General features: G+C 66.7%; 12 protein-coding genes and 2 pseudogenes. 2 read left to right on the forward strand and 12 right to left on the reverse strand.

Annotated features, from left to right (window positions below):
• Positions 1-17: 17 nt before the first annotated feature.
• The 10 genes and pseudogenes from ACFY23_RS20360 to ACFY23_RS20405 form a co-directional block, all read right to left on the reverse strand.
• Complete coding sequence (locus ACFY23_RS20360) at positions 18-830, reverse strand: hypothetical protein (protein ID WP_350684477.1); 813 nt, start codon at positions 828-830, stop codon at positions 18-20.
• Between the two features lie 54 nt (positions 831-884).
• A pseudogene (locus ACFY23_RS20365) lies at positions 885-1,665 on the reverse strand (transposase family protein).
• Between the two features lie 134 nt (positions 1,666-1,799).
• Positions 1,800-2,273, reverse strand: a complete 474-nt coding sequence (locus ACFY23_RS20370) for a hypothetical protein (RefSeq protein WP_350687537.1) — start codon at positions 2,271-2,273, stop codon at positions 1,800-1,802.
• Positions 2,274-2,378: 105 nt separating this feature from the next.
• Complete coding sequence (locus tag ACFY23_RS20375) at positions 2,379-3,161, reverse strand: transposase family protein (RefSeq protein ID WP_350687536.1); 783 nt, start codon at positions 3,159-3,161, stop codon at positions 2,379-2,381.
• Positions 3,162-3,267: 106 nt separating this feature from the next.
• Positions 3,268-3,486: a hypothetical protein gene (locus ACFY23_RS20380; RefSeq protein WP_350685220.1), complete on the reverse strand. Its 219-nt coding sequence runs from the start codon at positions 3,484-3,486 to the stop codon at positions 3,268-3,270.
• The gene (locus ACFY23_RS20385) at positions 3,483-3,845 is read right to left on the reverse strand and encodes a type VII secretion target (RefSeq protein ID WP_350685219.1); all 363 of its coding nucleotides are present in this window, start codon (positions 3,843-3,845) and stop codon (positions 3,483-3,485) included. Before ACFY23_RS20385 ends, ACFY23_RS20380 begins: the two co-directional genes overlap by 4 nt.
• Positions 3,842-4,210, reverse strand: a complete 369-nt coding sequence (locus ACFY23_RS20390) for a hypothetical protein (protein WP_350685218.1) — start codon at positions 4,208-4,210, stop codon at positions 3,842-3,844. Before ACFY23_RS20390 ends, ACFY23_RS20385 begins: the two co-directional genes overlap by 4 nt.
• A 606-nt stretch (positions 4,211-4,816) precedes the next feature.
• Positions 4,817-6,280 carry a PIN-like domain-containing protein gene (locus ACFY23_RS20395; RefSeq protein WP_350685221.1) on the reverse strand — a complete coding sequence of 488 codons (1,464 nt, stop codon included), beginning with the start codon at positions 6,278-6,280 and terminating at the stop codon, positions 4,817-4,819.
• A 446-nt stretch (positions 6,281-6,726) separates the two neighbouring features.
• Positions 6,727-7,305 carry an HD domain-containing protein gene (locus ACFY23_RS20400; protein WP_350685217.1) on the reverse strand — a complete coding sequence of 193 codons (579 nt, stop codon included), beginning with the start codon at positions 7,303-7,305 and terminating at the stop codon, positions 6,727-6,729.
• On the reverse strand, positions 7,302-8,429 hold the full coding sequence (locus ACFY23_RS20405) for a helix-turn-helix transcriptional regulator (RefSeq protein ID WP_350685216.1): 1,128 nt from the start codon (positions 8,427-8,429) through the stop codon (positions 7,302-7,304). The genes ACFY23_RS20400 and ACFY23_RS20405 overlap by 4 nt, the downstream gene beginning before the upstream one ends.
• Before the next feature lie 581 nt (positions 8,430-9,010).
• Here ACFY23_RS20405 and ACFY23_RS20410 point away from each other — a divergent pair.
• Complete coding sequence (locus tag ACFY23_RS20410; RefSeq protein WP_350685214.1) at positions 9,011-9,229, forward strand: hypothetical protein; 219 nt, start codon at positions 9,011-9,013, stop codon at positions 9,227-9,229.
• 496 nt (positions 9,230-9,725) lie between these two features.
• Positions 9,726-10,262, forward strand: coding sequence for a hypothetical protein (locus ACFY23_RS20415; RefSeq protein WP_350685213.1), 537 nt, complete (start codon positions 9,726-9,728; stop codon positions 10,260-10,262).
• A 161-nt stretch (positions 10,263-10,423) separates the two neighbouring features.
• Here the strand turns inward: ACFY23_RS20415 and ACFY23_RS20420 are convergent, their stop codons facing one another.
• Both ACFY23_RS20420 and ACFY23_RS20425 read right to left on the reverse strand, forming a co-directional pair.
• Entirely contained in the window at positions 10,424-11,050 is a 627-nt protein-coding gene (locus ACFY23_RS20420; RefSeq protein WP_350685212.1) for a hypothetical protein, read from the reverse strand.
• 23 nt (positions 11,051-11,073) lie between these two features.
• Positions 11,074-12,566 (reverse strand): annotated as a pseudogene (locus ACFY23_RS20425) (DUF6406 domain-containing protein).
• Between the last annotated feature and the right edge of the window lie 5 nt (positions 12,567-12,571).

The following is a 12,571-nucleotide window of genomic DNA, read 5'->3' on the forward strand; positions in this document are numbered from 1 at the left end:
GCCTCGGCCAAATGGCCTCAGCGCCTTGCCTTCCGGGGCCGAGAACGAGTCTCGGCCATCGTCGTGAAATCTTCGGGCGCCGAAATGCTAATGCGCTCGTCAACGAGGCTAAGGAGGCGGATCGGTCGGCTGGTACTCGCGGCCGCCTCGATCTTGTGGTGACCGTCCAACAAGAAGTGGGTGAGGACCCAATGCTCGTAGTAGTCCTCGCCTTCGTCCATTGCCGGTTGGAGCACGTCCAAAAGCGCATACGCAACTGCGGTGGCGGGATCGGCCGCCGCACGAGCTGAATACTCAGCAACTCTTTCGCTGTTGTTCCAAGCCGGTGGAACCATCGGTACCACGAACTCGTACAGGTGCCGGTCCTTCCCGACCGGCGCTTCGAACGTTCGGTAGTAAGCCGTGCCCGGGTCGTCTGGCGAACCAACTGCGGGATCTACGCCCCAAGTGGTCACCTGCTCCTGGCTGAAGTAGTCCGACGGGCTCCGTGGCTGCACAAGCTGCGGCGTGGCCTCCAGCAGGAGAACCGTGTACTCCGACTTGGGCAGCACCTTCTCGTACACCCGCAGCACCTCATCGTCGATGCCCTGCAGACCCGCATTGAGGAGCTGGTTCGCAAGCCCCAGGTCGGCATCCTCCGGCTCCGCCAACTTCTTGAACAGCGCCGGGCAGGTTCCGCACCAGAGGTTGAGCTCGAAGGCAGACATTCCCCGCAGGGGCAGTCGCCTCGGCGGAAAGGCGGTGCCGGGAGCTGGCTTGGGTGTCGGCACCGCCACTGTGGCGTTCTCCGGTACACCCAGGTGCACGCTTCGTCGAAGCTCGATGAGCACTCCTAGACCCTAGGCGCAGAGCCAAACCCGCGCATCGCGATTACTGAGCGGTTTTCAACTGCGGTAGATCGGGTTCTCGACGTGGTGTAGGACGAGGATGGCCTGCACGATCCCGGTTGCGCGGCGTGGGCAACAGCGCAGTCTGACGAGGGTCTTCCAGGTCTTCAGCGTGGCGATGGCGCGTTCGCCACGGGCGCGGATGCGGGCGTGGGAACGATTCACGGCTTTCTGCCGCCGAGACATCCGTGGGCGGTAGCGGTGGCGTTTGAACGGCGTGCGGACGCTGCCGCCGGCGCCCTGGTAGCCCTTATCGGCGAATGTCATCACATCGTTGCTGGTCAACGCGTTGATGATTCGGTGGGTGCGGGCGGCAGTCAGGTCGTGCACGGCGCCTGGCAGCGACGCCGATGCCCAGACCAGCCGGCCGGCAGCGTCGGCAACAACCTGCACGTTCACACCGTGCCGCTTGTGCTTCCCGGAGTAGTAGGGCCTCTGATCGGCGACCCGGTCGATCGGTATCAACGTGCCGTCCAAGATCGCGTACGCCAACAGGCGGATCCGGGTCATGGCCGTGGTCAAGTCGTCGGCTGTCTCGGCCAGCAGCGCCACGGCTCGCGGACGTAGCGCCAGGCGGTGGCCACCCTGACGCCGAAGCCCGCGGCCAGACGGGTGAAGGTGTCGCCGTTCGTAGATGAGCCAGTGCGAGTAGGGCCTGCCGGCCGGGGCTGAGTCGACGCCAGTGGGATCGCTGCTGGTGGCGGCGGGCGCGGATCAGGTCAGCGAGGTGGTTCAACGATCGGTTGGACAACGGAATCGAGGCAGGGTAAGACAGCAACGAGGCTCCCGGTGGGGGCATCTTTCTTGGTCGATCGCTGTCCTACCGGGAGCCTCACCTCAACCCGCTACCGGGGCACCCGAGCCCATCCCCACCAGCACAAAGCCAGTTGAAAAACGCTCAATGGCTTCGGATCAGGTCCGCTTGCGGCTCGCGATCTCGTCAGAGAGCTGCTGCACATGGGCGGGGTCCGCGTCCCGGGCAAGGGCGACGTAGTGGTCCATGACGGCCGGCCGGTAGCGCACGGGCAACGTCTGCCCTGGGGCGAGTCGGGTGAGCTCGGTGATCGTGAGGCTTTCGTCTGCGATACCGCGGAACGAGATGCCGTCGGCGGTCTCCACGTCGAACATCAGGACCACGCGGGGGTTGCTGTTCACCTCCCGCCAGTCGACGAGAACGCCGAGCGCAAGCGCCCCCGTACGCAGTTCCGCATTGCGCTTCCGTGCATCACTGCTCAGGAGCGGGTTCGGGGCGACCCCGGGGAAGTCGGGCCCGACGCCGAGCGATTCCCGACTCAGGTCGGGTCTGAGCTGGTCCATCAGATCGCTGAGGTTGTTCGTCGAATCGATCATCCTGCCGATCATCGCGCCAAACATCCTGCCGAACATCCTGACCCCTCCCTCACACCGGTGCCGGAATCTCGGCCTGGCGCTCCGCCTTACCGCGATTGTATATCGCGGCCATTCCCGAGCGCCGTCGTAATTCAGCCATTTTCATCCTGCGTAGCGGTTGGTTTCGACGTGGTGCAGGACGAGGATGGCTTGGACGATCGCGGTGGATCGGCGTGGGCAGCAGCGCAGCTTGACCAGGATCTTCCATGTCTTGAGCGTGGCGATCGCTCGTTCTCCGCGGGCGCGGATCTTCGCGTGGGCCCGGTTCACGGCCTTCTGCCTGCGTGACAGCTTCGGCCGGAAGCGGCGCCGCTTGAACGGCGTGCGCACGCTGCCACGGGCGCCCTGGTAGCCCTTATCGGCGAAGGTCATCACGTCCGCGCTGGTCAGGGCATCGATGATGCCGTGACTGCGGGCGGCGGTCAGATCGTGTGCCGAACCGGGCAGTGCCGGTGATGCCCACACGAGCCGGCCGGCGGCGTCCGCGATGACCTGCACGTTCACGCCGTGGCGTTTGTGCTTGCCGCAGTAGTAGGGCCTCTGCTCGGCGACCCGGTCGATCGGGATCAGCGTGCCGTCCAGGATCGCGTACGCCAGCAGCCGGATGCGTCGCATCGCAGTGTCCAGGTCGTCGGCTGCCAAGCTGAGCAGGGCTATCGCCTCCTGGACGTAGCGCCAGGCGGTGGCGACGCCGATCTCGAAGCCGGCCGCGAGCCGGGTGTAGGTGTCGCCGTTGCGTAGATGGGCCAGGGCGAGCAGCGCCTGCCGGCCGGGTTCGAGGCGCCGCCACCGGGATCGGCGCTGCCGACGGTGGCCGCGGATACGTTCGGCGAGGTGGTTCAGGGTGCGGCTGGACAACGGAATCGTGGCGGGGTAGGACAGCATGGCGAGGCTCCCGGTCGGGGCTTCGAGTCTTGGTCGACAGCTGTCCTACCTGGAGCCTCGCACCCATCGATCACCGGGCCTAGCGCACCCGCTCCGAGCTGCAAGATCAGCTTGGAAAGGGCTCCTTGTAGAAGCTTTCCCAGTCGCCGACGAAGAAGCTGGTGATCGTCCCGATGACGTCGTAGCCGGCGATGTCCTTGATGATCTGGTTGACCCAGTGGGAGATGGAGATGGCGTCCAGGATGCCGATCGGGTTGGCGAAGCCCTTGGTCACCGAGGCATCTGGTTGGCCGGGCTCGACGAGGAAGTCCGCTGGCTCTCTCACGGCAGGTTTCCACTCAGCGGGCGCCCGCCGGGAAGCTCGTAGCCGCTGCGGTCAACGGTCGGATGAGTGGCGTCCAGCCTGGCCGCGCTGCGGGAGTCGGTGCGCCGGTAGTGGTTCGCGGTGCCGTGGAGGGCGTCCCGTGACTCTTCCAGCAGCTTGACCAGGTGGGTGAGCCGCTTGTCCATCGCGTCAACGAGCGACTGATGCGCGGGCCAGAACTCGCTGAGGAGCCCTTGGCTCTGCACAGGCATGTCGGTGTGCTTGAGGATGTATGCCTTGGCGGCCTGGGCGTCCAGGCTCGTGTCGTTGAGACGGGACGCGGCGCGCTCCAGCGCGCTGGGTTCGACGAAGAAGCTCATGACAGATCGTCCTTGACGATCCCGGTCACGACGAGCAGGATCGCGGCGACCAGCAGCGCAAGGGCCATGATCCGGCCGCGCCGCTTCGACTCGGCGTTGTTGCCCGCCCGGTAGACACCGATGCCCGCCACTACAGCCACACCAAGCGGCACCGTCACCGACATGGCGCGAAGGAACGACCACGGGTCGAAAACGCCGCGGTCGTCACCGACGATGGCCAGCTGGTACACCAGGAAGCCCAGGCCGACCACGCAGAAGAAGAACAGCACCATCGACACCAGTGCCACGCTCTTGCGGAAGTCATGCCACTGATCCAACTTCTCCGGCACCCCGGTCGCTCGACTAGTTTGCCCCGTGTCACCCACGACGGCACCATGCCACAGCGCAACCACGTACCGCGACCCCGCTCTCACTCAAACGAGCCACAGCACCGCAGCGGATCGTTGGCGATCCACAGCAAAGAACCGCCTCGACAACTCCCGAAGCAGCAAGGAGGCAGCGAACGTGACGCCCGCGGACGACAATTCGCGGTAGTAGGCGGGGTCATAGCCGAGCTGACAGGTACGAGATGACAACCGATGGCAGCAGGCGATGCGCCGCAGCCGCGTTCGGGACGGAGTGGTCCGCAGGCTCCGGCCGGCCCTGTCGCCAGGAGCGGGGCCCAGCAGTACAGCAGCGATGTACAGCAACCGACCGAGCCGCAAGAGCTACCAGGCGGCGACCAGAAGCTGTCCGACGTCGGGAACAGCCGTAGGAGATCGCATCGCCTGGAGCTACGGATCAGAAGGTGGCTGTACAACCATCCGTACAGCCAAGCCCGCCGATGGACACGGTCCCGGGTCGACGGCGGGCGACACAGCGAGCAGGTCAGCGGCAGTCACCGACGCAGGCAGGCAGCAGGTCCGATCTTTGCAAGGCAGGGGAACGCGGAAGCCTCGGCTTGCTTGGCTCAAGAGAGGAAGGGCCGCCTTCTAGGACTGCTTCCCGTCACGAGGGTGCCGGTGCACAGAAATAGTAGCGTCGATTCCTAGGTGGATTTGCAGCAGTTCCAGTAGCTCGGGTCCGTCGACAAGTCTGATCGGTTTGTCTGATACGAACGCGTGTGACTTCTCTCCAAAGTGGCTAGTTGTAAAGAGTACTCCCTTGTCGGCTCCGGTGCTCTTAATTGCCCCGTAAAGTGCCATCACCGGCTCCAGGCTCACGGCATGCCTGTAGCGCTTTGCTTCAATGAGCGTCGTCTCGCGTGCTCCATTGAACGTATCGAAGGCGACAATGTCGAACCCCGAATCGGGTTCGTGTAGGCGGGTAACGTCATCGAATTTCATCGCACTAAGGAGTAGGGCGATGAGTCTTTCGAACTCGCTGAGTGTTAGATCGAATAGATCGGGGTTTTCTGGAACCTCCGGGTCGTCATCGCTCCCAAATAGTTCAGCCATGGCATTTGCGAGCTCTACTTCCAGCTCAAATGACCGGACTTCCTTGACGGTCTCCTCGGATACTCCTGCTGGGGTGTAGGGGGCTACGGCTGTCAGGAATTCCGATAGCGTCATGATGTTTAGCTTCGACCCCGTACTTTCGTAAAACTCCTGCTGGAGATCCGGGCGGGCGCGCTTCGGGTGGCCCCGTTTGTCAATATCCCACCAATCTTCTTTGACGTCGATTGTGACTAGGGTGACCCGCTCCCAGGTAGAGCTTGCCGCCTGTTCTATCAGCTGGCGCCAGAGAATATAATCGCCGGCCGCAAGGTATGCCGTAGATTTGCTCTTAGCGTCCTCGTAACCCGGAGGAACCTTGTTCGGATACCGAAATTCGCTTGCCTCCCTGACGAGTTCGGCGATGCGGCCCTGGCTAAAGCTTGGCCCGATCTTGCCGATGGTCAATTGATCTAACCGCTCTAGGACTGGATCTCGTCCCTGCATATCTTCAGGACCGAGGTCGTACTCGAACTCTAAGGCGGCGAGTTCTGCTATCGCAGGATCCATCGCTCCTTCGAGTCTTGCCAGGAAGTCATCTCTGGTGAGGCCATTTGATTTGGCGTCCCAGGTCCTTCGGGTCATGTTTGCCTGACGAAATGCGACGAGTCTATCAACTGCCTTCTGCAGTTCCGTCGCCGCATTCTCGGCAGCTCGCTGAAGGACTCCCCTCAGCTGGCTAAACTGGCTGGTCCTAGTCGTAACAACGCCGACCCGGTGGCGGTGGAACTCAAGCGCCGCATGGTGTGGAACCCAGATTCGATCCGCGAGATCCGTGAATACTGAAAGAACCTGCTCCCGTGTGGCTGGGGTTACGCGGTACAGATGCAAAAGCGTGTTTGCATCAAGAGCAATGAGGCCGTCGCGCAGGAACTCCGAGGTGTCGTTGCCTTGCGTCCACCATGCTTCGAACCTCCCTGCCAAGCCGAATCCGACTCCGGGGTCTTCTGACTGCCGCCGCATCACCTGGCGAACGTACAGGCTCGGTCGAGGTTGTTGCATCCTGCCGGCGGACGACGTGCGATTGCCCGATGGTGGCTGGTGGCGCTGGGAGACCATGACTTGGTCGGCAGGTCTCTGCGGTGGTGGCACTGACCTCAGGGGCCACTATGGGCTTGAGCTGGTTGTGCCGGCCAGCCAGCGCCTAGCCGGGACTGGGCGCGACGTCAGCGAGAAATCAGCAAGAGGGCCGATGCTGGCTGTCGTTAGGCGGCCTTTGATGGTCGCCGGGGCGCACGCTCCGACATCGGTCGGTGTTGCTTGCTTTGCGCTGGAGGGCTAGATCAACATTCACACCGAAGAGGTCACTGGTTCGATCCCAGGATCGCCTACACAGCTAGAGGCCCCGATCACATTGATGATCAGGGCCTCTTTCATTCCTGATGACTGACTGAGCGAATGCTATGGGCTCACCTCGGCGGCGGGGGAGTGAGCCAGGCGAGGGGTTGTCCGCTGAGAGCGGCGTCGGCGAGGCGGTGGGCGCTGGCGGTCTTGAGTGCCGCTCGTGAGCTGTCGATCCAGCGCTGGACGTTGTCGACGCCCTGATGGCGGTATTCAACCGCTTGGACGAGGCATTCCAGCTTGTCAGCGTCGCGAGCGACGACGGCTTCTGGTGTCTCACCCGCCTCGTATTCGGCGACGGCTGCGGTGATGGCGTCGGCGACGGCTGGTGGGCAGTCGGCGACCTGGTCGGCGGTGACGGTGGTGTTGGGTACGGGGGTGAGGTAGCGCTTGGCTATGTGCGGGATGTCGGTGATCCGGGTTTCCTGGGTGTCGTGCAGGACGCAGAGCATTGACACGCGGGCCGGGTCGGCGCCTTCCATGGCGGCGAGCATCATTCCGATGAGCGCCGTGCGGAAGGAGTGGTCGGCGATGGACTCGGGGTGGTTGACGCCGGCGAACCACCAGCCGGTGCGGGCAGCGCGTTTGAGGACGCCGGCTTCGAAGATGAAGCTCATTGCTCCGGTGGCGTCGTGGTCGTCGGTCATCTGCCCGTCCCTGTGCCGGTGAGTCCGTCCGCCCGCAGGCTGTAGACGATTGAGGTTAGTTCCTGCCGCGACTGTGCGGAGGTCCGGTCACTGTCCAGGAGCGGGATACAGCGATCCAGGAGTGCGCGAGTCGCGGCGGGGTTGTCGAGAGCGAGACCGCGCCGTGCGGCCAGTAGAGCCCAGACGTTGTGGATGTTGAGGTCGACGAAGGGGTGCCCGGGTTCCAGGCGCTGGATCAGGTGCCGAAGAAGGATCGAGCCGTGCCAGTCCGCGAGCGGCCCGGGCATGAAGGAGTCGTCGCGGTGGCGGTACGGGATCTCGCCCACCCAGTAGGCCGAGTAGTTGAGGGCTGCTCGTTCGCAGGCGTCGTCTGGGTGCGCGTGGGCGATGAAGTCCCGCAAAGGTTCCGGGTCGCCCTGGTTGGCCAGGGACGTGACGACGGAGCGGGCGTCCGGCCACAGCGGTGACCAGGTGCGGAAGGCGGTCACCGGGAGGGCGCGGGTGGTGCTCTTGGTGAGCCATCCTGCTGCCGCCCTGGTGGGGTCCATGCCGGCGAGGAAGCAGGCTTGCCGGTGCAGCAGGACGCTCGGATCCCGTCCGGCGGCTGCGCGTTCGGCGAGCACATGGAGGTTCGCGAAGAACGTGCGCTGTTCGTCAACGGGCAGGGTCGGCCCGGACGCGACCGGACCCCGTCGGGGGTGGGCGATGGGTAGCCCTTTGGCGAAGGCCGGTGTCTGCCCGAGGACGGCCCAGAGGATCAGATCGGTCAGGCGATGGGTGAGTACGGACCAACCGAGCGGGTGTTCGGCAACGTCGCTGCGGTCCACCTGTTCGTCGAGGACTGCGGCGAGGATGAAGTCTGCCTCGGCGGCGTCGTCGAGTGCGGCGAGCAGGACTGGGTTCGCGCCGAGCCGTCTGAGCCGGTGCCGGACGGTGATCGCTTGCCCGAGCGGCACTGCGGTAAATGGCCGGCGCCCGGATTCCCAGCTCTGCACGGTCACGCGGTCGACGCTCAGGTCGGCGGCGAGCTGTTCCTGCGTCAACGGGATGGACTCCCGGATCAGCTTGAACAGGTAGCCGGTCACCTCGCCGCGCTGTAGTGCTGATCGTCCGCGACCTGACATCCGTCATCCCTACGTTGACCGGTGGTCGACGTTCCCGCCGTGAAACCGATACTGCGGTCGGACATATGGCCTGCTCACTCGTACTACGGGTGAGTCCATCCGCCGTCGTCGTGATCGTAGCGTCGCAGTTACCGAACGTTGCAGATCCGGTCCCGTGATGCGGGGTCGGCGGTAGAGCGCTGCCCGGCGGAGGGAGTCAGCGATGCGGGACAGGACACCACCGTGGCGACGAGTCTCCTACGACCAGTACCTGATTGCTGTCGCGATGACCCTGGCCCGGCGACACCGCCCGGCATGGTCGTGGCGGAAGTGGAGGTGGATCTGCCGCTGTGGGATCGACCTGCCCTGCCGCAGCCGACACCGCATCCCGATCAATCGGGGGCACTGGCCCGCCAAGGAGGAGCAGTGAGCAACGAGGCGGAACAGCGGATCTTGGTCGTACATCTACCGGGGATGGACGGCATGTGTACCGGTTGTCGGGCGTGGTGGGCGCGGCTCACGCCGTACCCGTGCTGGCAGGTGGATTGGGCGACCAGCCGGCAGGCGCGGTCCCTGACGGCGGCGCTGCTCGGAGGCCGCGCATGACCACGCACGGCCCGGTGCTGCCGATCTGGATCTGTGGCGGCTGCGACGCGCCCTGGCCCTGCCGCACCCGGCAGCGCGAGTTGCGCGCAGAGTTCGACGGCGCTCCGATTTCCCTGGCCCTCTACCTGGGTGCCCAACTGGTGCGTGCTTCCGAAGACCTGACCTGGGTGCCGGCGGGGGCGCTGCACCAACGCTTCCTCGGCTGGCTGAGGTGAGCATCCTGCGGCCCGGCGACGAGAAGTTCCACTACAGCGACGGCTCCACAAATGGATCCCGCCCGACCCCGACTACGACCAGGAGGTCTGGGACGAGCAGGTCCGCCAGCACAAGCAGGGACACCTCAGGAACGAGCAACCCAAGGTCCGCATCCAGCGCCTCGTCTGATGCCAGCAGTACAGCAGTGAAGTACAGCAGCGGTGCCAGCCGAACCGAGCCGAGAAGCGCCTCAGCAGGCCGTTTGACCTCGCACCGAGCCCGACCCGGCCCGCTCGCCGAGAGTTCACACCGAAGAGGTCACTGGTTCGACCCGGTCGCGGTGGCGGCCTGCTGCCGCCTGACCAGCGCGTACAACCAGGTGCGACGGAGAGCGGAGCGGTGCCGCCGGGCCGTGGCCGCGCCGGCCTGAGCGACGGTACGGCCGATCCGCCGCGTCGGCTCGCGTCGGTGGCACCGGGGCGCAGGGGAGGGCGGAGGATCGGTACGGTGGAGCGCATGATCCTGCCCCCCAGCCGTACGAGCGCGGAGGCGCACCTCTACATGGACCTGCGGCCCTGCTCCTGCGGGGAGACGCGGTTCGCCCGGCAGAGCGCGGTCGTGGCGCTCGAGGACGGCGACCTGGCCGCCCGCTACACCGGCTCCTGCCCCACCTGCGGCCAGCCGCGCGAATTCACCTTCCGGCTGCCGGCCGAGCCTGCCGTGGCCCCTGCCGGTGGCTTCCGCTACGGCGGGGACGAGCCGTCGCAGCTGCTCGACCCCGGCGAGTGGCTCCGGGTGGCCGACACGTACGCCAGGTCGGTGCCGGCGGACGGGGACGCGGGGCAGCGGGCCCAGGCCACGCTGATCCGGGCCGTCGCGGCGCTGGACGAGGTGCTCAAGTTCATCCCGCCCGGCGAGGACGTGGTGCCCGCCGCAGCCTGCACCAGCGAGTGGGGACGCGACCTGCGCCGGCGGGAGCCGGGCCGCTTCCGGCGCGACCGGCTGGCCGCGGTCCGCGACACGTACGCCGGGATGCTGCCGCAGGCCGTCTGAGCGAACCCCGCGTCGTCCTGGCCGCCGTCCTCGACACTCCCCACGGCACCGGCGTGACCCGCGGCCGGGATGCCGGCCGCGGGTCGCCGAGCCCTTCCGGCAGCGATGCCGTCCGGCGCGGTCGGTTTCTCAGGCCCGCCAGGTCCCGGAAGCGGCGATCCTCAGCGGCGGGCCTCGTCCAGACAGGCGGCGTTCGCGCCGACCAGCAGGGGCAGCGCGGCCAGGAACTCGCGCAGCACGTGCCGCGGGTCGTGCTCGCGGGCATCCGCCACCTCGGCCCGCGCGCCCGCGTCGGCGAAGACCTGACAGACGTCCCAGAGGCTGGCGCCCACGCTGCTCCACTGCCACACGTCGTGCGCCAACGCCGGCAGCCGCAACACCGGCGCGGTGCCGAAGAGGCCGATGCCGTAGCGCAGCGGGTCGTCGGGGGTGTTGCCCAGCGACACCATGAGTGGGAGCACCCGGTGCGCGCGGGCGAAGTCCACCACGTCCGGCGCGTCCGGCGTGATCTCCACCAGCAGGCCGTCCTCCAGGAACTCCGCGACGATGCGGTCCGGGTCGGCCACGCCGAGCTGCCTGGCGGCATCGGTCACGGCGGTTCGGTCCCAGGTGGCGTCGGGCCGGTCCACCGGGCGGTGCGCCGCGGCCCAGACCGCGAAGGCCTGCGGGTCCTCCAGGGTCACCGAGAGACGGCCGATGCCCAGCGAGTAGTACTTCACCGGGGCACCCACGGCCGGGTGGAACTCCCCGGTGTAGCGCCCTACCGGCAGGATCAGCGGATCGGCCATCGCGGGGTTCCTCGTCGTATCGGTCACGGCAGCGGCTCCAGGTAGATGACGCTGGCCGCGAGCAGCAGGTGGGCGGTACGGAGGAACGCGGTGAGCAGCCGTTCCGGGTCGACCAGGTCCGGGTCGTTGCCGCCGGCCTCCCGCTCCTCGTCGGCGAGGGCCCGGCACATCGTCCAGAGGCTCTCCCCGGACGGGCACCGTTCCCAGAGGTCGTAGACGGTGCGGGTGACGCTCACCACCGGATGCTCGTAGAAGCCGATCGACCAGAGCCAGGGCTTTTCGGCGCTGTTGCCCAGCCCGAGCATCCGGGCGCCGACCCGGTGCCGACGAGCGAACTCCACCGCCTCGCCGGCATCGGGGACGACCTCGACGGCGAGCCCTTCGGCCAGCAGCCCGTGCAGCAGCGGGGCGCTGTCGACGCCGGGCAGCTGCGCGGCGGCCGCGTCACGTACCGCGGGCAGGGTCCAGGGCTGCTCGGCCGGCTGCTCGCCGGCGCCGTGCGCCAGCGCCCACAGGGTGAAGCGCTGGTCGTCGAGCTCCCACACCTCGTCGCCGAGGCGGACCCGGTGGTAGCGCTCGGTCGAACCGGCCACCGGGTGGAAGGTGCCGAAGAACTGCCCGACCGGCAGCAGCAGGGCCTGCGCGGTGTGTGTCGTCGTCATCGCTGCTGATCCTCAGGTCGTGTGGCCCACCACGGCTGGTCGTCATGCTGGGAGTGGCCGGGCTCGCCGGGCCGGATGATCTGCGCCGGCGGCAGGTCGGACAGGTCAAACGGAGTCAGCTTGCCGAGGAAGTACCCGAACGAGCGGGCCACCGGAACCAGATGCCGCTCGCGCTCTGCGGCACCCTCAGGACCGATCGCCCCGCCCAGGCCGGCATCCGGCAGGAAGTACACGCCCTCCTCCGCCATGTCGCGCGGCCGCAGCGAGAGCACCAGCAGACCGCCGGAGAGGTTCGCGATGACCAGCCAGGCCGGCGACAGCCAGGGATCTCGGTGTATGCGCTGAGCGTGCACCAGGTCGAACGGCGGGTACTGGGGATGAACGCCGAGCAGGGGACGCTCCGGCAACATGGTGAAGGGCAGGCCGGGGACGTGGTGCTCGACCTCGGGCTGTGCCCCGTTGTTGTCACGCAGCCAGTCGCGGTAGCTCGGCGGCAACGAAATGCCGAGTTCGGCCTCCACTGCTTGTAGCTGCGCTTCGTCGAGCTGACCGTAGGGCCGCAGCCGGGCGGACTTCCAGACGTGGCCGGTTGGTGGCGTCATCACCTCGTTCTCGTCGACCCGTCGGACGATCACCCGCCACTCGTCCGCGTTCTTCATGTCGACGTCCGCGAAGCGCCAGGTCTCGTCGCCCACCGGGAAGGTCTCGCCGAGGACGACCTCGTAGTCGTCCCCGTCCCCGTCGCGCCAGGGCATGACGTTGATCTCTGCCCGGACCGGGGGACCCTCGTTGATCCACCGAACGCCGAGCCGGGCCGGCCCGATGTCCGACGGCACGTTGTTGCGGATGGACATGACGT

Source organism: Micromonospora sp. NPDC000121, assembly GCF_042899165.1.
Taxonomy (GTDB): Bacteria; Actinomycetota; Actinomycetes; order Mycobacteriales; family Micromonosporaceae; genus Micromonospora.